Origin of the sequence: Burkholderia sp. RF7-non_BP4 (assembly GCF_001521935.1) — a bacterium.
Classification (GTDB): Bacteria; Pseudomonadota; Gammaproteobacteria; order Burkholderiales; family Burkholderiaceae; genus Burkholderia; species Burkholderia diffusa.
In genome coordinates this window covers 269329-289577 of record NZ_LOTA01000089.1, presented here as the reverse complement: position 1 = coordinate 289577, position 20249 = coordinate 269329, and the positions used below count along the sequence as shown (strand labels likewise).

15 protein-coding genes, 1 tRNA gene, 1 pseudogene and 1 riboswitch are annotated in these 20249 nt (G+C 67.7%); of the genes and pseudogenes, 11 read left to right on the top strand and 6 right to left on the bottom strand.

What is annotated here, in order from left to right:
- A pseudogene (gene glyA, locus WS49_RS34460) lies at positions 1–143 on the bottom strand (serine hydroxymethyltransferase); the annotation flags it as partial.
- Between the two features lie 137 nt (positions 144–280).
- Positions 281–381: riboswitch (ZMP/ZTP riboswitch) on the bottom strand.
- A gap of 180 nt (positions 382–561) precedes the next feature.
- Here glyA and WS49_RS28530 point away from each other — a divergent pair.
- The 9 genes from WS49_RS28530 (at position 562) to WS49_RS28490 (ending at position 7086) form a co-directional block, all read left to right on the top strand.
- Positions 562–1308 carry an SDR family NAD(P)-dependent oxidoreductase gene (locus WS49_RS28530; RefSeq protein ID WP_059535494.1) on the top strand — a complete coding sequence of 249 codons (747 nt, stop codon included), beginning with the start codon at positions 562–564 and terminating at the stop codon, positions 1306–1308.
- A 108-nt stretch (positions 1309–1416) separates the two neighbouring features.
- Positions 1417–1902, top strand: a complete 486-nt coding sequence (gene ybgC / locus WS49_RS28525; RefSeq protein WP_059535492.1) for a tol-pal system-associated acyl-CoA thioesterase — start codon at positions 1417–1419, stop codon at positions 1900–1902.
- A 144-nt stretch (positions 1903–2046) separates the two neighbouring features.
- Entirely contained in the window at positions 2047–2724 is a 678-nt protein-coding gene (gene tolQ, locus WS49_RS28520) for a protein TolQ (RefSeq protein WP_010091489.1), read from the top strand.
- A gap of 10 nt (positions 2725–2734) precedes the next feature.
- The gene (gene tolR, locus WS49_RS28515; protein ID WP_059535490.1) at positions 2735–3184 is read left to right on the top strand and encodes a protein TolR; all 450 of its coding nucleotides are present in this window, start codon (positions 2735–2737) and stop codon (positions 3182–3184) included.
- Positions 3181–4248: a cell envelope integrity protein TolA gene (tolA, locus tag WS49_RS28510; RefSeq protein WP_059535488.1), complete on the top strand. Its 1068-nt coding sequence runs from the start codon at positions 3181–3183 to the stop codon at positions 4246–4248. The genes tolR and tolA overlap by 4 nt, the downstream gene beginning before the upstream one ends.
- A 109-nt stretch (positions 4249–4357) precedes the next feature.
- The gene (tolB, locus tag WS49_RS28505; RefSeq protein WP_059535486.1) at positions 4358–5656 is read left to right on the top strand and encodes a Tol-Pal system beta propeller repeat protein TolB; all 1299 of its coding nucleotides are present in this window, start codon (positions 4358–4360) and stop codon (positions 5654–5656) included.
- Between the two features lie 17 nt (positions 5657–5673).
- Entirely contained in the window at positions 5674–6183 is a 510-nt protein-coding gene (gene pal, locus WS49_RS28500; RefSeq protein ID WP_059535484.1) for a peptidoglycan-associated lipoprotein Pal, read from the top strand.
- A 19-nt stretch (positions 6184–6202) separates the two neighbouring features.
- Positions 6203–6952, top strand: a complete 750-nt coding sequence (gene ybgF / locus WS49_RS28495) for a tol-pal system protein YbgF (RefSeq protein WP_059535482.1) — start codon at positions 6203–6205, stop codon at positions 6950–6952.
- 58 nt (positions 6953–7010) lie between these two features.
- Positions 7011–7086 (top strand) — tRNA-Lys (locus WS49_RS28490).
- Between the two features lie 152 nt (positions 7087–7238).
- Here WS49_RS28490 and WS49_RS28485 read toward each other — a convergent pair.
- Positions 7239–8186: a cupin domain-containing protein gene (locus WS49_RS28485; RefSeq protein WP_059535480.1), complete on the bottom strand. Its 948-nt coding sequence runs from the start codon at positions 8184–8186 to the stop codon at positions 7239–7241.
- Between the two features lie 130 nt (positions 8187–8316).
- Between WS49_RS28485 and WS49_RS28480 the strand changes: the two genes are divergently transcribed.
- Both WS49_RS28480 and WS49_RS28475 read left to right on the top strand, forming a co-directional pair.
- Positions 8317–8646, top strand: a complete 330-nt coding sequence (locus WS49_RS28480) for a carboxymuconolactone decarboxylase family protein (protein WP_059474721.1) — start codon at positions 8317–8319, stop codon at positions 8644–8646.
- A gap of 170 nt (positions 8647–8816) precedes the next feature.
- On the top strand, positions 8817–9650 hold the full coding sequence (locus tag WS49_RS28475; protein ID WP_059535478.1) for a class II glutamine amidotransferase: 834 nt from the start codon (positions 8817–8819) through the stop codon (positions 9648–9650).
- A 21-nt stretch (positions 9651–9671) separates the two neighbouring features.
- On the opposite strand, the gene WS49_RS28470 is transcribed toward WS49_RS28475, so the two are convergent.
- Genes WS49_RS28470 through WS49_RS28455 form a run of 4 tightly spaced genes read right to left on the bottom strand, consistent with a single transcriptional unit; the run spans position 9672 to position 20247 of the window.
- Positions 9672–10352: a GNAT family N-acetyltransferase gene (locus WS49_RS28470; protein ID WP_059535476.1), complete on the bottom strand. Its 681-nt coding sequence runs from the start codon at positions 10350–10352 to the stop codon at positions 9672–9674.
- Positions 10349–11677, bottom strand: a complete 1329-nt coding sequence (locus tag WS49_RS28465) for an aminotransferase class I/II-fold pyridoxal phosphate-dependent enzyme (protein ID WP_059535474.1) — start codon at positions 11675–11677, stop codon at positions 10349–10351. Before WS49_RS28465 ends, WS49_RS28470 begins: the two co-directional genes overlap by 4 nt.
- Before the next feature lie 45 nt (positions 11678–11722).
- Complete coding sequence (locus tag WS49_RS28460; protein ID WP_059535529.1) at positions 11723–12637, bottom strand: UDP-3-O-acyl N-acetylglycosamine deacetylase; 915 nt, start codon at positions 12635–12637, stop codon at positions 11723–11725.
- Positions 12634–20247, bottom strand: coding sequence for a type I polyketide synthase (locus tag WS49_RS28455; protein ID WP_156441468.1), 7614 nt, complete (start codon positions 20245–20247; stop codon positions 12634–12636). The genes WS49_RS28460 and WS49_RS28455 overlap by 4 nt, the downstream gene beginning before the upstream one ends.
- Positions 20248–20249: the final 2 nt, after the last annotated feature.

The following is a 20249-nucleotide window of genomic DNA, read 5'->3' as shown; positions in this document are numbered from 1 at the left end:
TGTGCGGCCATCACGGCCGGGCTCGTGTAGTTTTCCGACGCGATCAGCTCGATGTGCTCTTCCTGGCGGCGGTTTTCCTGCTCGATCGCTGCAAAGATTTCGGGATCGACGTTCGCGATGGTGCTTTGGGCTCTGTCAAACATACGGTTTCCGTTAAGTGTGTACAGGTTGACCGGAGTGGCCGAGTACATTGCGCTGCTGGCGGAACCAGCCCGACGTGGCGGAAGAATCCGTATGACGCGAGGCAGGACAGCCACCGGCGATGCACGCGACGGCGCACAACGGCTGCCCAGGCGAACGGCAAAAACGGCGCCCCGCGCTTCACGGTGGGATGCTCCACCTTGAACCCGAAGGGTTCTATCGCCAGTCACGCAGGGGTGATGAGCGCGTTAGTGTATTGGATGCGTCATGAATAGGCAACCGCGCGGCAGTCGCCCGGAAATAATAGGGGCCAGACTTTACGCGCCCGTGCCGACGCGCTTTGGCGCCTTGCCGCGGTGCCGCAATCTCAGTAGGCTTGCGGGATACCATCCGCTACTTTGTTACCGACCAGGAGCAGCAATGATCGTGTTCGTCACAGGCGCGTCCGCCGGCTTCGGCGCCGCCATCGCCCGTGCCTTCGTCAAGGGCGGCCACCGTGTCGTCGCAACCGCGCGCCGCAAGGATCGTCTCGATGCGCTCGCGGCCGAACTCGGCGACGCACTGCTGCCGTTCGAGCTCGACGTGCGCGACCGCGCCGCCGTCGAAGCCGTGCCGGCCGCCCTTCCCGCCGAATTCGCGGCGCTCGACGTCCTCGTCAACAACGCCGGTCTCGCGCTCGGCGTCGAGCCTGCGCACAAGGCCAGCCTCGACGAGTGGCAGACCATGATCGACACGAACTGCTCGGGCCTCGTGACCGTCACCCATGCGTTACTGCCCGGCATGATCGAGCGCGGGCGCGGTCACATCTTCAACCTGGGATCGGTGGCCGGCACCTATCCGTATCCGGGCGGGAACGTATACGGTGCGACCAAGGCTTTCGTCCGACAATTCAGCCTGAACCTGCGCGCCGACCTGATCGGCACGCCGTTGCGCGTCACCGATATCGAGCCGGGCCTGTGCGGCGGCACGGAATTCTCGAACGTCCGCTTCCGCGGCGACGATGCGAAGGCGGCGAACGTCTACCAGAACGTCCAGCCGCTCACGGCCGAGGACATCGCCGACACGATCTACTGGATCGCGACGCGCCCCGCGCACGTCAACATCAATACGATCGAAATGATGCCGGTCGCCCAAGCCCCGGCCGGCCTCGCGATCCATCGCGGCTGACACGGCGAGCGCAGCCGCGGGCCCGGTTCCGGCCGGCCCGCGGTGTGCTGCGACGTACTACATTCCGTTACGAATCGGTTACGAATCGGGCCTCGGCCTTCCGGTAAAATGCGCGCCATGACTCAGCCTACCCGCTCCCCGGACGCGCACTCCGGCTTCACCTGGCCGGTACGCGTGTACTACGAGGACACCGACGCAGGCGGCATCGTCTTCTATGCCAACTACCTGAAATTCTTCGAGCGCGCCCGCACCGAATGGCTGCGCGCGTGCGGCATCGACCAGCGTCGGCTCGCCGACGACACGGGCGCGATCTTCATCGTCCGCAGTACCTCGCTCGACTACCGCGCGCCGGCGCGACTCGACGACGCGCTGACGATCACGAGCCGGCCCGGACGCATCGGCCGCGCATCCGTGGAATTCACGCAGGAAGCCTGGCGTGGCGACTCGCTGCTCGTCGCCGGACACATCCGCCTCGGCTGCGTCGACCGAACCGGCATCCGGCCCGCGGCAATCCCGCCGGTCGTGCTCGACGCGCTGCAACGCGGGCCCGTCATCGACACCGGGCAGACTGTATTGTCAACGCAGCTCGGATGAGCACCGTTTAGACAAAACCTATGAACTTGCCTTCCTGAATCGATACTAAGCAAGGTTCGGCGCCAGGCCAGGCCGGCGCGCCGCGCCACACGCATACCGTGCCCCCTCGCCGGACACCCCCGAAGGGACGTTACTCAAACCTCTATGAACACTTCTCAAGACCTGTCGATCATTTCCCTCGTCCTCAACGCGAGCGTGCTGGCCCAGGCCGTGATGGGGCTGCTGCTGCTTCTGTCGCTGATGTCGTGGACCTTCATCTTCCGCAAGTGGTTCGCGATCCGCCGCGCACGCGCGCAGACCGAACGCTTCGAAAGAGATTTCTGGTCGGGCGGTGACCTGCAGGCGCTGTATCAGAGCGCGGCCAACAATCGCCACACGATCGGCGCGCTCGAGCGGATTTTCGAATCGGGGATGCGTGAGTTTCTGAAGGCGAAGGAAAAGCGCATCAGCGACCCGGGCCTCGTGCTCGACGGCGCGCGCCGTGCGATGCGCGCGTCGTTCCAGCGCGAAATGGACGTGCTCGAAGCGAACCTCGCGTTCCTCGCGTCGGTCGGCTCGGTCAGTCCGTACATCGGTCTGTTCGGCACCGTCTGGGGGATCATGAACTCGTTCCGCGGCCTGGCGAACGTGCAGCAGGCGACGCTCGCGAACGTCGCACCGGGCATTGCCGAGGCGCTCGTCGCCACCGCGATCGGCCTGTTCGCCGCGATTCCGGCGGTGGTTGCGTACAACCGCTACGCGCACGACATCGACCGCCTCGCGATCCGCTTCGAGACCTTCATCGAAGAGTTCTCGAACATCCTGCAGCGTCAGGCCCAGTAAGGAGCGCGCCATGGCAGGAAGTCCCATTCGATCCAGCATGCGCGGCGGCCGCTCGCGCCGCGCGATGGCCGACATCAACGTCGTGCCGTACATCGACGTGATGCTGGTGCTGCTCGTGATCTTCATGGTCACGGCACCGCTCGTCGCCCCGTCGATCATCAATCTGCCGACCGTCGGCAATGCCGCACCCCAGGAACAGACGCCGCCGGTCGTCGTCAACATCAAGGCCGACCGCACGATGAGCGTCAAGTACAAGGGCGACTCCGGCGCGACGCAGGAAGACACGATGACCAAGGCCGAGCTCGACAGCTTCATCCTGGCCCGGCAGGCGGACCATCCCGACCAGCCCGTCGTGATCGCGGCCGACAAGACCGTGCAGTACGATGCCGTCATGACCGTGATGTCGGACCTGAAGGCGCGTGGCGTCAAGCGCGTCGGCCTCCTCGTCAAATCGCAATGAACCGGCAGCAATCCACGCGCGGCAACGCCTATCCGTCTCAGCCCCCTCGCGAACGCGGCACCTGGCGCGCGTTCGCGCTCGCTGCGCTGATGCACGTGCTGCTCGCGTTGTTCCTCTATCACGGCGTGCAGTGGCAGAACAGCACGCCGGCCGGCGCCGAAGCCGAACTGTGGACCGAGGTGCCCGACGTGCCCGCGCCGCGGCCCGTCGTCACGCCGACGCCGCCCGCGAAGCTCGCTCCGCCCCCTCCCCCGGTGCGGGACGAGCAGGCGGACATCGCGCTGCAGCAGAAGAAGCGGCAACAGGAAGCGGCCGCGCGCGAAGCGCTGCTCGAGCAGCAGCGCCGCGCGCAGCAACTGAAGGCCCAGCAAGAAGAAGCGCGGCGCGAGCAGTTGGCGGCCCAGCAGGCTGCTGCCCTCGCGGCGCAGAAGGCCGCCGAGCGCGAAAAACAGAAGCAGGCGGACAAGCTCAAGCAACAACAGCTCGTGGAGCAGCAGAAGCTCGAACAGCAGAAACTCCAGCAGCAGAAACTGCAGCAACAGAAGCAGGCGCAGCTTGAAGCGCAGCAAGCGGCGAAGGCCAAGGCCGACGCGGCCGCGAAGGCGAAGGCGGAAGCCCAGGCCAAGGCGAAGGCCGAAGCGACGGCGCGCGCGAAGGCCGACGCGGCGGCGAAGGCGAAGCTCGACCGCGAGCGCAGCGCGCGTCTCGCACAGATGCAAGGCATGTCCGGGGCCGGCGAAGGCGGCGGTGAAGGCCTCGCAAAAAGCGGTACCGGGACGGGCTCCGGCGGCAACGCCGCGTCGCCCGGCTATCCCGACAAGGTGCGTCGCCGTGTGAAGCCGAACATCGTCTGGGGCGGCGAGCGCGCGGGCCTGACGACGGTCGTCGCGATCCGCTGCACGCCGTCGGGCGACGTGCTGAGCGTTTCGATCCGCCGTTCGAGCGGAAATTCGGGGTGGGATCAAGCCGTGGTCAATGCGATCCAGGCGTCGGTCCCATTGCCGCCCGATTCCAACGGTCGTACCCCGTCCGACATTACGATTACCTTCAAGGCGGCAGAGTGATCGCAAATGCGCTTACACTCCGTGCGTCGCTGCCGGACGGGAACGAATCGGGTATTTTTACTGTCTCTGCGGTTGCGCAGCGATCCAAGTCACATGGGAAGCAAGAAGCATGAGTTTGATGACGAAACTAGGTTTCAGGGCACTCGTGGCCTCGTGTCTCATTGCGGCCGGCGGCGCCGCTAACGCGCAGGTCAACGTGCTGATCACCGGCGTCGGTTCGACCCAGTTCCCCATTGCCACCGCGAACTTCGCGAACGAGGCGGGCCTGCCGCAGCAGGTCACGTCGATCGTCCGCGCCGACCTCGCCCGCAGCGGCAAATTCACCAATATCGACGCGGGCAGCACGCCCGTGCCCGAGACCGCATCGGTCGATCTCGGCGCATGGAAGGCCAAGGGCGCGAACGCGTTCGTCGCCGGCAGCGTGAACCGCGAAGCCAACGGCCAGTACAAGGTGAACTTCATCCTGTACGACACCGTGAAGCAGCAAAGCCTCGGCGGCCTGTCGCTGACGGCAGCAAACGATAGCTCGCTGCGCAAGGCCGGTCATCAGATCGCTGACTACATCTACCAGAAGCTGCTCGGCACGCGCGGCGTGTTCGCCACGCGCCTGTCGTATGTGGTCAAGATCGGCAACAAGTACAAGTTGCAGGTCTCCGATTCCGACGGCCAAAACGCCATTAGCGCACTGACCAGCAGCGAGCCGATCATCTCGCCGGCCTGGTCGCCAAACGGCACGAAGGTCGCGTACGTATCGTTCGAGCGCAAGAAGCCGATCGTCTACATCCACGACCTGCCGACCGGCCGCCGCTACATCGTCTCCGACCAGAAGGGCAACAACAGTGCGCCGGCGTGGTCGCCGGACAGCAACACGCTGGCCGTTGCGTTGTCGCTGACGGGCAATACGCAAATCTATACGGTCAATGCGAACGGCGGCGGTCTGCGCCGGCTCACGCAGAGCAGCTCGATCGATACCGAACCGTTCTACTCGCCGGACGGCCGCTGGATCTATTTCACGAGCGATCGCGGCGGCGCGCCGCAGATCTATCGGATGCCCGCGCAAGGCGAAAGCGCCGGCTCCGCGCAACGCGTGACCTTCACCGGCAGCTACAACACCAGCCCGCGCATCAGCCCGGACGGCAAGCTGCTCGCCTACATCTCCCGCACGGGTGGGGGGTTCAAGCTGTACGTTCAGGATCTGCAAACCGGCGCGGCGAACGCCATCACGAATACCAATCGCGACGAATCGCCGAGCTTCGCGGCAAACGGCCAGTACCTTCTTTACGCTACCCAATCGGGTGGTCGCAACGTGCTGGCAGCAGTGCCCTCCGACGGCAGCGCGCCGCCGCAGATCCTGTCCGTCCAGGGCGGCTCCGTTCGTGAGCCGTCGTGGGGGCCCTTCATGCAATGACCACAAGGAGAGTAACCATGATGTCGAACAAAGCTCGTCTGGCCCTGGCCGTGATGATGATCAGCGCGCTCGCAGCGTGTAAGTCGGGCGTGAAGCTCGACGACAAGGCCAACGCGGGCGCGATGAGCACGCAACCGAGCGCCGACAACGTCGCACAAGTGAACGTCGATCCGCTGAACGACCCGAACAGCCCGCTCGCGAAGCGCAGCATCTACTTCGACTTCGACAGCTATTCGGTGAAGGACGAATACCAGCCGCTGCTGCAACAACACACGCAGTACCTGAAGAGCCACCCGCAGCGCCACGTTCTGATCCAGGGCAACACCGACGAACGCGGCACGAGCGAGTACAACCTCGCGCTGGGCCAGAAGCGTGCGGAGGCTGTCCGCCGCGCGATGGCGCTGCTCGGCGTGAACGACTCGCAGATGGAAGCCGTGAGCCTCGGCAAGGAAAAGCCGCAAGCATCGGGTCACGACGAAGCATCGTGGGCGCAGAACCGTCGCGCCGACCTCGTCTACCAACAGTAAGTAACGGAAGAGTTGCCGTATGACGCACCGTGTATCCTGGCTGCGGATCACCGCAGCAATCTGCGTCGTCGGCGCGGCGTGGTCGGCCGCGCCGGCGCACGCCGGCATGTTCGACGACAACGAGGCGCGCCGCGCCGTGCTCGATCTGCGCAGCAAGAGCGACAACCTGTCCAGCCAGTTGTCGGCCGCCCAGCGTACGATCCTCGATCAATCCGGCCGTATCGACCAGCTGAACCAGCAGGTCGCGACGCTGCGCGGCGAGAACGAAGATCTGACGAACCGGCTGACGACGCTCGAGCGGCAGCAGAAGGAGTACTATCAGGATCTCGACACGCGGCTCAAGAAGTTCGAGCCGCAACAGGCGACGATCGATGGTGTCGAAGGCACCGTGCAGCCGGGTGAAACGGATGCGCTCAGCGCGGCGCAGCAGCAATTCCGCAACGGCAACTTCAAGGCTGCCGCCGCGTCGTTTCGCAGTTTCATCGCGAAGTATCCGCAGAGCCCGTACCAGCCGACCGCGCAGTACTGGCTTGGCAACGCGCAATACGCGCTACGCGACTACCGCGGCTCGACCGCGACGTGGCAAGCGATCGTGAGCAAGTATCCGCAGCATCCGCGCGCGGCCGACGCGCTCGTCGCGATCGGTACGAACCAGCTCGAGCAAGGCCAGAAGGCGGCCGCGAAGAAGACGTTCGAGCAGGTCGTGTCGCAATACGCCGGATCGAACGCTGCGCAGACGGCACAGGGCAAGATCGAAAGCATCAAATAAATCATGGTGACGGGTTGTTGACAGACCGGCGATCCGCCGCTATAATTTTTTGCTCTTTGGGTCGTTAGCTCAGTTGGTAGAGCAGCGGACTTTTAATCCGTTGGTCGCGTGTTCGAGTCACGCACGGCCTACCAAGATGTCAAGAAGGGGCTTCCGGGAAACCGGAAGCCCCTTTTTCATTGTCGTTGCCTCGCAAGCGGGTGTGCGCCGCGGCAGGCAGACACTTCTCCCCTCCTCGTTTTTCGCCAACGGTCCGTCGTCGAGCACGACGATCCCGCGGGCAACCTCACGTGCCGCGCTGCGCGCGCCGCCAGCGCCCCGGCGTCGTGCCGAGCACGGCGCGAAACGCCTTGCCGAACGCCGCCTCCGACTGATAACCGACCGCCTGCCCGATTTCCGCCTGGCCGCGCTGCGTATCCTGAAGCAGCGCGCATGCATGCATCATCCGGATCCGCGCGACGAATGCGCCGACGCTCATCCCCGCCTTCGCTCGGAAATGCCGCGCATAGGTCGCACGCGACATCGCGGATGCCGCACCGAGCGACTCGACCGTCCACGATTGCGCCGGCGCCTGCAGCACGGCCTGGACCGACGGGCCGAGCCGCGCGTCGGCGGCCAACGCGAGCCAGCCGGCCGGCACACGCGCATCGCGGCCGTACGCGCGCAACGCGTAGGCGAGCAGCGCCTGTCCGAGCGCATTCACGATTGCACGCGCACCCGGCTGCGCGTTCGATGCCTCCGCGCGCAGCACGCTCGTCAGCAGTTGCAGCGACGCAGGCCCCGACGCCTCGCGCAACCCGACATGCAGCACGCGCGGCAGCGTGCGCATCAACAAATCACCGGCACCGCGCGCGTAGATGAAGCGCCCGCAGAGCAGGTCGACACTTGCATCGGCCGGGGCCGCGGGATCGCGATTCGACTTGACCGGCAGCACTGCACCGCCGGCCGTGCCTGGCTCACGCAGCGACGCGGCCGACCGCACACCGCCGCCCTCGACATCGGACAAGTCGTGCGCGTCTCCCGCCGGCAACAGCACGAAATCGCCGTCGGACAGCCGCAGCGTACGCCCGTCGGCCGTACGCAGCTGGCACGTACCGGACAGCAGCAGGTGAAACGCCGCCTCGCCGGGCGGCAACGGATCGTGCGGCATCGCGAACGGGCCGTCGAGCAGGCAGCGCACGTCGAGTTCGACATGACTGCGCCCCAGCGACAACAGTTGACTCAACGCGTCCATGAGACGTTTGCGCTAAAAATTGACACTGTAGCGTATCGAAACCCTCAGCATAGGCGATCAGAATAAGTGCTGCATCGCCCGAGATCGCGGCATCCGCCGCCCGATCCACTTCTTCTCGAAAGGACGCATCATGCTGAACTGGAACGAATACCGGAAGGAACTCACGACGCGCATCGGCGAAATCGCGAAGCTCTCGCCCGACACGCTGGCCGGCTACAAGGCGCTGTCCGGCGCCGGTGCCAAGACGGGTCATCTCGACGCGAAGACGCGTGAACTGATCGCGCTCGCGGTGGCCGTCACGACGCGCTGCGACGGCTGTATCGCCGTGCACACGGCGGAAGCCGCGAAGCATGGCGCAACCAAGGAGGAAGTGGCCGAAGCGCTCGGTGTCGCGATCGCGCTGAATGCGGGCGCGGCGCTCGTCTACTCCGCCCGCGTGATGGACGCGCTCGGCGACTGACGCGTGCACGAAGGATGCGGCACCCGCCGCATCCTTCATCGACGTTCATCTACGTTCATCGACGATCGTCCGGCGCAGTCCGCCAACCGGCGAGCGCGCGGCAGCCGCGTATAGCGGCGCCGCGAAGTCGGCTACCATGCGCGAGAGGATTCATCGCGAAGGAGCGCTCCATGTGCCGCTGGCTCGCCTATACGGGTAATCCGATCCATCTCGAGACCGTACTGTTTCGCGCGAAGCATTCGCTGATCGACCAGAGCCTGCATTCGGAACTGGGCGCCACGACCACCAACGGCGACGGATTCGGCATCGGCTGGTACGGCCGCCCCGATGAACTGCCGTTCCGCTACCGCTCCGTGCATCCCGCATGGAACGACCGCAACCTGCGCGAAGCCGCGCGCGCGATCCGCTCGCGGATGTTCATCGCGCACATCCGTGCGGCAACCGACACGCCCGTCCAGGAAACCAACTGTCACCCGTTCCGCCATGGCCGCTGGCTGTTCGCGCACAACGGGTTGATCCGCGATTTCCACAAGCTGCGCCGCGACCTGACGATGAAGGTCGACCCGGCGCTGTTCGCTACGCTCGAAGGGTCGACCGACTCCGAGGTGATGTTCCGTCTCGCGTTGACCTACGGCCTCGAGCAGATGCCGCTGCCGGCGCTCGAACGCATGGTCGGCGTGATCGAGGACACCGCCGCGCGATACCGCGTCGCCGAGCCGCTCAACATGACGATCTGCGCGACGGACGGCGACCGGATCATCGCGGTGCGCTACTCGAGCGAACGGCAATCGCGCTCGCTGTTCCACAGCACGTCGTTCAAGCATCTGCACGAACTTTACCCACACAATCCGCGCATCGTCGAAGCGGGCGACGATGCGTTCATGGTCGTGTCGGAACCGCTCGTCGACCTGCGCAGCGCATGGGAGGAAGTGCCCGAAAGCACGGCGATCGTCGCGCATGGGGCGGATGTGCAGCAGCGGCCGTTCAATCCGCGGCACAAGTAGGCCGCGAAGGCGTTCGCGCCGTCACCCGCGACGCATGAGCCGCATGCGTACCGAATCCAGCTCCGCCGGCAACTTTCGCGAGCGCTGACGCGACCGCGTCAGCGCGACGAAGCCGAGCCGCTCGTACAGCGCGCGGGCGCGCGCGTTGCGGGTCAGCACGTCGAGCACGATGTCACGGCTGTCGTCGTCCGGCAACGCACCGCTCTCGAGCGCGTCGCGCAACAGTGCGGTGAAGATGCCCGCGCCGCGCCGCCGCTCGTCCGTCGCGCAATGCGCAATCAGGATCTGCGCGCGCTTGGGCGCCGGAATCTCCGTTTCGAGCACCAGCCCGCGCAGCAGCTGGCCGATCGTGCGGCGCACGCCGAAAAAGCGCGTCAGGGCCCACACGACGTGAACGTCGTCGAACATCGTCCGACGCCCGTCATGGATGGCCATCACGGCATGCACGGTGCCGTCGGCGCCGACCGCGACCCGATGCCTGCGCCACGAGAACCGGCCGTGACGCGACCGGAACGCCTGTTGCAGGAACGCAATGCAGCGCGCGTCGCTTTCACCGAGGAAGAAACCGAATTCGCCGACGCCGGATGCAAACACGAGCGGCGCGCATGCCGCCGCATCGTCCGCGCATGCGGCGCGAAACGGCGTCGACGCACCGGCTTGCGGCACGTCGAAGGACGGCGCGAGCGCCGCGGCGGACGTCATGCCGCCCGCCCCGCCAGGCGGGCCAGCACATCGACCGTCCGGCTGATCTGCCCGGGCTCGTGCGTCGAGCAGATGAAGAACCGCAGGCGCGCGGCCTTCTCCTCGACGGCCGGATAGAAGATCGGCTGCACGTTGATCCCTTCGTCGAACATCGCGTTGGCCCACTGCGCGGCTTTCAGCGAACTTCCGGTGATGACCGGCACGACCGCATACCCCGCGCTCGTGCCGGTGTTCAGCCCCGCCGCGCGTGCCTCGGTCAGGAACTGCCGCCCGCGCGCCTGCAGTTGCGCAACCCGCTCCGGTTCGGCCTGCAGGCGTTCGAGCGCGGCCAGCGACGCTTCGGCCAGCGTCGGCGCGAGCCCAACGCTATAGAGAAAGCCCGGCGCGAGATGGCGCAGCATGTCCACGAGCGGCTGACAGCCGGCGATGAAGCCGCCGCAACCGGCCAGCGTCTTGCTCATCGTGCCCATCCACATGTCGACCTGATCGGGCGCGACCGCGCAATGTTCGCGGATGCCCTTGCCCGTCGCGCCGAGCACGCCGAGCGAATGCGCTTCGTCGACCAGCAGGAACGCGCCGTGGCGCGTCTTCACGTCGACGAAACGCTGGAGGTCCGGGAAATCGCCATCCATGCTGTACAGCCCCTCGGTCGCGATCAGCACGTGCCGGTATTCGCGACGCACGCGTGACAGCAGTTCGTCGAGCGCCTGCCAGTCGTTGTGCGCGAAGCTCAGCCGTTTCGCACCGCTCAGCTGCGCACCCTGCACGATGCTGTTGTGCGCGAGCGCGTCGTGGACGATCAGGTCGCCGGGGCCGAACAGCGCGCCGATCACGGTCACGTTGGTCGCGTGGCCGCTCACGAACGCGACGCAATCGTCGGTCTCGTAAAACGCGGCCAGCGCCCGCTCGAGGTCGCGCTGCACCGGACGCTCGCCCGCGACCATCCGGCTCGCGGACGCCGACGTGCCATAGCGGTCGATCGCGGCCTTCGCACGCTCGGATACGGTCGGATCGCCGGCGAGGCCGAGGTAGTTGTAGTTCGCGAAGTTCACGTATTCGCGACCGCCGATCTGCGTGGTCGCGCCTGCAACGCCATCGTGCACGCGGAAGAACGGCGAGTCGACGCGCAGCTTCTCGCCCATCTCGCGCATGATCCTGACCTGCTGATATTGCGGCATCGATTCGAAACGGCTGCGCGCCGACGCGGCCTGCGCCGCCGGCGTACCGGGCACGCCGGGCGCCGCGGCGGCTTCCGTCGCGCGCTCGAGTTGCCGTTTCAGGGCTTTCGCCGCCAGTTGCTGGCGAAGGTGTTCTCCGAGTGCCATGTCTTGGGTTCCGGGCAGTCCGTCCGTTACGTCATTGCGTCCGCGTTACGCGGATACGTCGACCCATTCGTACGCGTCGGGCGTACCGAGCAACGCGCTGAGGAGTCGGTAATTCATTTCGTGGGTGGGGCGATGCGCGGTGACGCGCCCGAGCAGCGGCGAGCCCGAGAGCGCCAGATCGCCGACGAGATCGAGCACGCGGTGACGCACGAATTCGTCGGGCGCGCGCAGTCCGCCGATCACGTGATTGCCGATGATCGACGCCGTGCACGACGGCCTCGCGCCGCGCAGGATCGGCGTGCCCGTCAGGTAGCCGACGGCGATCGCCGGCACGGCCCACTTGATCCGCCCGTACGAACGCGACGACGAAATCTCGCTGGCGAACGTCCCCGGCGTGAGCTCGCCGTCCCACTGCATGTCGCCGAACCCTTTGAGATCGTCGCGCACGCTGAATTCGTATCGCTCGGCGGGCTCGACGCGCAATTCGCGCCGTGACGCGCCCTCGCCGTCGGCCACGCTTACCGGCTTCAGCACCCGGAGAAAGCGCTTCGAGCGCCGCAATTCGGCACGGCCGCCGGCCGCGATCGCGTCGATCCACGGCCGCGCGCTGCCGTCGAGAATCGGCACTTCTTCCGCATCGAGTTCGACGATCGCGTGATCGATCTCGCAGGTCAGCAGCGATGCAAGCAGGTGCTCGACCGTACGCACGCCCATGCCGTCGTCGGCACGCAGCATCGTGCAGAGCGGCTGCGCGCGACGCACCGCCGGGCCGGCGGCAAGCATCCCCAGTTGATGATCGCCGCGCATGCGGCGAAACACGATCCCGTGCCGTTCGCCCGACGGCGTCGCGGGCAGGATCCGCACCTGGACCCGGCGCCCGGTGTGCAGACCATGTCCGGTCATCGTCACCGGCCGGGCGACCGTGCCTTCGCTCGCCTGCCACCCCTGCGGTGCTTTCATCCGGCATGCACCGGCGTCGACTTGCATGTTGCTGCCCCCTGGTTTTCTTCGTGATCCTGATGACGTGCGAGCGTCGCCCGCGCCTCATCGCCCAATGCATGCCGCGCGACCAGTGCTTGCGCCAGCTCGTCCGATGCCGCGGCCTTTCCGTCGCCGTGTCGATCTTCGAGCAACTCGACGATGCGCTCGGCCAGCGTATGCACCGTCGCGCCTTCCGCGATCGCCATGATCGACAGCTTGACGCCGAAGGCCTCCTCGACGGCCATGCCGAGCTCCATGCCCATCAGCGAATCCATCCCGAGATCGAGGACCGACCGGCCGGCATCGACGCGCTCCGGCGACATGTGCAGAATCCGCGCGATCTGGCCGCGCAGCGCCGTCTCGACGAGCGCGACCGCTTCGGCAGGCGGCAGCGCACGCAACTGTTCCAGCAACACGCGATCCTCGCTCGACGTCTCGGCCGCCCCACCCGTCTGCAACGCCGTGTAACGGCGAGCGTGCGCGGCCGGCATGCCGCGCGAGATGGCGCCCCAATCGAGGCGCACGACGGCTTCGCCGGCAGTCCCTTCGGCAAGCGCGCGCTCGAGCGCGGCCATCGCTTCGTCCGACGTGATCGACGCACCGCCGATCCGCGACTGCAACGCCTCGCGCGTGCCGGCGTTGCGCGCGAGGAAGCCGACGTCCTCGATCGGCCCCCACGCCATGAACAGGCCCGGCTGGCCGGCCGCGCGACGATGCGCGACCAGCGCTTCGAGAAAGCCGTTGGCGGCGACGTACGCGCCCTGCCCCGGGTTGCCGAGACAGGTCGTCGCCGACGAATACACGACGAAGAAATCGAGCGTGCAACGCTGCGTCGCGCGATGCAGGTTCCATGCGCCCGCCACCTTCGGTTCGAGCACCGCTGCGAAGCGTGCGTCGTCGACGTTGCGCAGCAGCCCGTCGTCGATCTGCATCGCCGAATGCAGCACGCCCTTGAGCGGCGTTCCGCGACGCTCGATCTCGTCGACGAGGCGGTCGAGCGCCGCGGCGTCGGTCACGTCGCATCGCGCGACCGACACGTCGGCGCCGAGCGTGTCTCGCCAGCGGTCGACTTCGGCCTGCATTACCGCGCCCAACGCGCCGCCGCGACTCGCGAGCGTCAGGTGCCGCGCGCCGCGCTCGATCATCCGGCGCGCGGTCGCGAAGCCCAGCCCGCCGGTGCCACCGACGATCAGGTATGCCGCCTGCGGGTCGAGCCGCAGCGTCGGCACCGCGACGCCACGCGTCGGCGCCGGCGTGCCCGACGGATAGGTGACCAGCACCTTGCCGATCTGGCGCGCCTGCTGCATGTAGCGGAATGCTTCCTCCGCACGTGCGGCCGGGAACGCGCGGTATGGCAACGGATGCAGCACGCCGGCGGAGAACAGGCTCATCACTTCCTCGAACAGTCGCGTCGTCAGCGACGGCAGCACGCCCATCAGCTGATCCGCGTCGATGCCGAAATAGCTGATGTTGTTGCGGAACGGCCGCAGGCCGATCTGGCTGTTCTCGTAGAAGTCGCGCTTGCCGAGTTCGAGGAAGCGGCCGAACGGACGCAGCGTATCGATGCTTCGCACCATCGCTTCGCCCGCGAGCGAATTGAGGACGACGTCGACGCCTTCGCCGTGCGTGCGCGCACGGATCTCGTCGGCGAACGCGAGGCTGCGCGAATCGAACACGCGGTCGACGCCGAGCAGGCGAATGAACTCGCGCTTCTCGTCGCTGCCCGCAGTGGCGAAGACTTCCGCGCCGAGATGCCGCGCGATCTGGATCGCCGCGATGCCGACCCCGCCCGCGCCGCCGTGCACGAGCACGCGCTCTCCGCGTCGCAGTCGCGCCAGTTCGCACAACGCGTAGTACGCGGTGAAGAACGTCGTCGGAACCGTGGCGGCCTCCTCGAACGACATCGTGTCGGGCTTGCGTGCGATCGCGGTCGCGCGCGTGACCACGCGCGTCGCGAACGATGCCGGTGCGAAACCCAGCACCGCGTCGCCCGGTGCAAACCCTTCGACGTCCGCGCCGACCCGCGCGACGCGTCCCGACATTTCCATGCCGATCGTCGCGCCCGCGAAGCCCGTCTCGACGGCTTCGTCGGACAGCAGCCCCATCGCGTACATCACGTCGCGGAAATTGAGCCCCGTCGCCATCGGCTCGATCTCGACCTCGCCGGCGGCGAGATCGCGTGCCGGCATCGCGAACCATGCGAGGTTGCGCAACGAACCCGGCATGTCGAATGCGAGCCGCGCCCCCGTCCGATCCGATGCGCTCGACGACGCGTCGTCACGCTCGGCCGCCTGCGCGGCCGGCAGCATGCGCGGCACGTAGCGGCCCTGCGGCGCAAGCAGCACTTCTTCCTCGCCATCGTCGCCGAGCAGCGCCATCGCAAGCTGCGATGCCGGTTGTTCGACGGCGCGATCGACGTCGATCAACCGGAGCGGCAGCGTCGGATACTCGTTCGCGATCACGCGGCCGAGACCCCACAACGTTCCATGCTCGGGGTGTGACGACGTGCCTGCGGCGAACGGCGCGCCGCCACGCGTCGCGACACACAGTCGCCCGCGCTCCGTCGCGCCGGCGGCATCGAGATCTCGCACGATCGATGCCAGCGCGAGCGCGCCACCGCGCTGCGCGCGCATCATGGCCGCACCGTCGGCGGTGTCGAGCGATGCAAGCGGCGCCAAGAACACGACATGGGCCGGCTGCCCGGCCGGCTGACGCGCCGACCATGCCGCGGCGTCACGCACCGCTGCCGACTCGACGCGGCAGCCCAGCCGCTCGAGTTCGCCCGCCAGGGCGATGCCGAACGCATCGTCATCGTCCTGCACGATCAGCCAGTGCGCGCCGTCACGCTGCACCATGCGCGCTCGATCCTCGTCCCGCGATGCGCCGGCCGCCTGCTCGCGGGCAGCCGGCTTGCGCGCGACGACGAACGTCGGCATGCCCTCGAGATCGAGGCCTTGTTCGGTATCACGCACCACGTCGACCAGTCCGGCGCGTTCGCACATCGACTCGATCGCGCCCGGCGCCAGCGTGCCGTACGCGCAGGCAGCGCCCGCGCCACCCGCCGTGCCGAACACGATGTCGGAGAAGCGGCTGCGGCGCGCATCGGCGATGACGACGAGCCCGCCCGGCGCGAGCCGTTCGGCGATCGCCGTCAGCGCGGCGAGCGGATCCGGATGATCGCCCAGCATCCGGTTGACGATCACCACGTCGAACGGCGTCGTATCGCGGCATTGCGAGAACAGCGGCGCGTCGGTCGCGAACGCCAGCGTCCGTACGTGCGCATGCGCTTCCGCATCGAACCCGGCGAGCTGCTGCGCCGTACCCGCCAGCAGGTATTCGCAGCGACCGGCCGGCACGTCCACGTCGAGCGGCTGCAACACGTCGCCGCTCGCGGCGCCGAACTCCAGGACACGCAAGCGGCGTGCGTCCGGCCACACCGCGACGGCCTGCGTCACGCAGGCGGCGAGCAGCGCGCGCGCATGCGCCCAGGTCGGCGATGCATCGAAGAACTGCTCGACCAGACTGCGCCCGGTCGACGACAGCAGCGCGCCCTCGGGCGACGTGTCGCGCAGCACGCGCGGCAGCGCCGCGCCGACGTGCGCCAGCAGCGTCAACTCGGCGACATGGGCCGGCGATGCGGCCAGCACGTCGCGCCACAGCGCGTCACGCGCGGGCATCGCCGCGCAGGCTTCGTCGTCGCGAACCAGGCGATCGCCTTCGAAGCGCGCCAGCCCGTCCTCGACGACGATTTCCGCCAGTCGCGCGACCTGTTGCGAATGCGTGTTCGTCGGCAGCGCCGGCTGGGCGAACACGCCGAGCGCATCCAGCGCGTCGAGCGCATGCAGACCGGCAAGCACGTCGAGCAGCGGCAACGTTTCGGTCAGATGCTGCGTGCGGCGCGCGAGGTCCTCACGCGCCATGACTTGCGCGTTCGCACGCTCGACGAGCACGCCCGGCGGCGGCAACGCGTCGGCCGTGTAACCGGCCGGCAGCGGCCGCGCTTCGAGCACGTAGGCAAAGCGCGCGGGCGCGCCTTGACGGCGCCCGGCGAGATCGACGCGACGGAAGCGGCACGCGGAAAGGCGCGCGACGATCTTGCCGTTAGCATCGATGAATTCGAACGACGCGACGATCGAATGCGGGCTGCGGCGATGAATGCGCGCCAGCACGCGACGAATCGCTTCGCCGCTCAGGAAATCGACACGACCGATCTGCACGGGGACAAACGCCGAATGCGCATCGTCCGGCGTGACACCGGCCTGCGCCAGCACCGCGAACAGCGGATGGAAGCCGCTGTCCATCAGCGCCGGATGCAACAGATAGTCCGATCGCGCATGCTCATCGGCAAGAACCGCCGGCACATCGAGCTCGGCAAGCGCGTCGTCGCCCGACACGCGCAGCGACCGCACCCACCGGAACGCGGGCCCGTAGCTCAGGCCGATCGCCGTCGTGCCCGCATACAGCACGTCGCCGGAAAGCGCCGGACGCGACTGCAGACGGGTGACGACGGACGCATCCGGCATGCTGCACGCACCGAGCGTATTGCCGCTTTCGAGCAGGCGCCCCGTCACGTTCAGGTTCCACGGGCCGTCCGACATCCGGTCGCGCGTCTCGATCGTAAACGACGCGGTGCGCACGTCGATCGCGAACCGGAACAACTTCGCGTGCTGCGGCTGGAACACGACCGGCATGCGGATCTCGACGTTCTCGATGGCCGCATCCGGTGTGCCGAAGAACCTGCGCGCCGCCGCGAGTGCCATTTCGACATAACCGGCGCCCGGGAACGCGACGCCGCCGTCGACCACGTGATCGGCGAGCATCGGCACGCGCTGCGGATCGAGCTGGTTCTCCCACGCGAACGCATGCTCGTGCAGGCGATAGCCGAGCAGCGGATGATCGACGCGACGATTCACGAGCCCGTAGCCCTCGACGCTCGGCACGAGCCAGTAACGCTCGCGCTGCCACGGATAAGTCGGCAGCGCGGCGTGCGGGACATCGGGAACGAGGCGGTCGAGATCGACGCGCGCCCCCTGGGCGACCGCCGACAGGATCGCATGGGCGAGCATGTCCGCGCTGTCGTGCTGACGCTTGAGCGTCGGCACGACGACGCCCGGCGCGACACGTGCGGCAAGCGTCTGCTTCACGTAAGTGCGCAGGATCGAATGCGGGGCGATCTCGACGAACACGCGCACGCGGTCGTCGGCCAGGCGCGCAATGGCGTCGCCGAAACGGACCGGCTCGCGAATGTTGCGCCACCAGTAACCCGCGTCGAGCGCGGTACCCGGCAACGTGTCGCCGGTCACCGTCGACACGAATCGCGTGTGCGTATCGCGCGGCGCGAGATCGGCCAGCCCGTCGCGTACGACCGGCTCGATCGCATCCATGCGGCTGCTGTGGAACGCGTAATCGAGGCCGAGCATCTGATAGAAATGGCCGGCGTCCGCGAGCGCCGCGCCGATTGTTTCGAGCGCGGCTTGCGAACCTGCGAGCGTCACCGAGTCGGGGCTGTTGGTGCCCGCGATTTCAATGGCCGCGGCGAGATCGAGACGCGCGATCCAGTCGCGCGCCGCGGCTTCGCCGATGCCGGCCGCCGCCATCCTGCCCGCGCCGCGCGTCAGGCCCTGGGCACCGCTGCGAATCCGGATCACGCGCACGGCCTCGGCGAGCGTGAGCGCGCCCGACACCCAGGCCGCCGCGATCTCGCCGACACTGTGGCCGACCGCCGCATCGAAGCGGATGCCGCGCGCGGTCAGCACACGCGTGATGCCGACCTGCATCGCGAACAGCAGCGGCTGCGCGTTCTCGGTCGCGGCGAGCCATTCAGCGTCGACTCCTTCGCACATGACGTCGACGAGCGATGCGTTGCCGTCCGCGCGCCACAGCGCATCGACTTCGTCGAGCGCCGCGCGAAACACCGCATCCTCGGCATAGAGCCGCTTGCCCATCCCGGCCCATTGACAGCCGTTGCCCGCGTAGACGAACGCGACGGGCGCGTCGCCTTCGATGGCCTGCCCCTGCACGGCGCAGGCCGGCAGCCCGTGCTCCGACGGCTCCGCAAGCGCGGCGAGCGCCGCCAGGCCTTCAGCCTGATCCGCCGGCGCGACGACCGCGCGATGCTCGAGCCACTGGCGACGCCGTGCGGCGGCGGCCGCGAGTGCGGCCCAGTCGGCACCCGACTGCAGGCGCGCGAGATGGCGTGCGGCGACGGCTGCCAGCGCGGCCGGCGACCGCGCGGTAAGAACGAGCGGCGGCAACGGAGCATCGATCCGTGCCGCCGACTGCGCGACTGGCGCCGGCGCTGCCGCTTCGGTGACGACGACGTGCGCATTCGTGCCGCCAAAGCCGAATGAATTGATGCCGATGGTCAGCGGTGCATCGCCGCGCGCGAGCGGCGTGAACCGATCGACCACGCGCAAGCGGCCGCCTTCGAAATCGATGCCGGGGTTGGGCGTGTCGAAATGCAGCGAACGCGGCACCGCGCGGTGCTTCAGGCACAGCACGGCCTTCAGCAGACCGGCCATGCCCGATGCCGTTTCGAGGTGTCCGATATTGGTCTTGACCGAACCGATCAGCAGCGGATCGGATTCCGGCCGGCCGCCCGACACCGCGTCGATCAACGCGCGCGCCTCGATCGGATCGCCGACCGCGGTGCCCGTGCCGTGCGCCTCGAGATACGCGAGCGTGCGCGGATCGATGCCCGCGCGCCGATACACGGCGCGCAGCAGGTCCGCCTGCGTCGCGGCTGCCGGCACGTTGATGCCGCCGTGCGAATGGCCATCCGAATTCACGCCCGATCCGGCGATCACCGCGTGGATCGTATCACCGTCGGCCACCGCCTGGTCGAGCGGCTTGAGCAGCACGAACGCCCCGCCTTCGGCGCGCACGTAGCCGTCGCCGGTCGCGTCGAACGCGCGGCAGCGGCCGCGCGGCGACAGCATCGACGCCTTCGAAAAACTGACGAATCCGAACGGATGCAGCAGCAGGTTGACCCCGCCGGCAAGCGCCATCGCCGTCTCGCCGGACTGCAGCGCGCGGACCGCCTGATGCAGCGCGACGAGCGAGGACGAGCAAGCGGTGTCGACCGACATGCTCGGGCCGCGCAGGTCGAACAGGTAAGACACGCGGTTCGACGCGATGCTGAGCGTGTTGCCGGTTGCCGAATACGGATCGATCGTGTTCATGTCGTCCATATTGCGGTTGCCGTAATCCATGCCCGCCACGCCGACGAACACGCCGCAGTCGCGTCCGCGCATCGCGGCCGGACGCACGCCGGCGTCTTCGAACGCCTCCCACGCGAGTTCGAGCAGCAGCCGCTGCTGCGGATCCATTTGCGCCGCCTCGCGCGGCGAGATGCCGAAGAATTCGGCGTCGAAGCCCGCGACGTCGTCGACGACGCCCGCCGCGAACGTGTAGCTCTTTCCCGGCTCCCGTTTCGACGGGTGCCGATAGAACGCCGTGCCGAACCGGTCCGGCGGAATGGCGGTCACGGCATCGCGCTCGTCACGCAGCAGTTGCCAGAAGTCGTCGGGTCCCTCAACCCCACCGGGAAAGCGGCAAGCCATCCCAACGATTGCAATTTTCTTTTCCATCA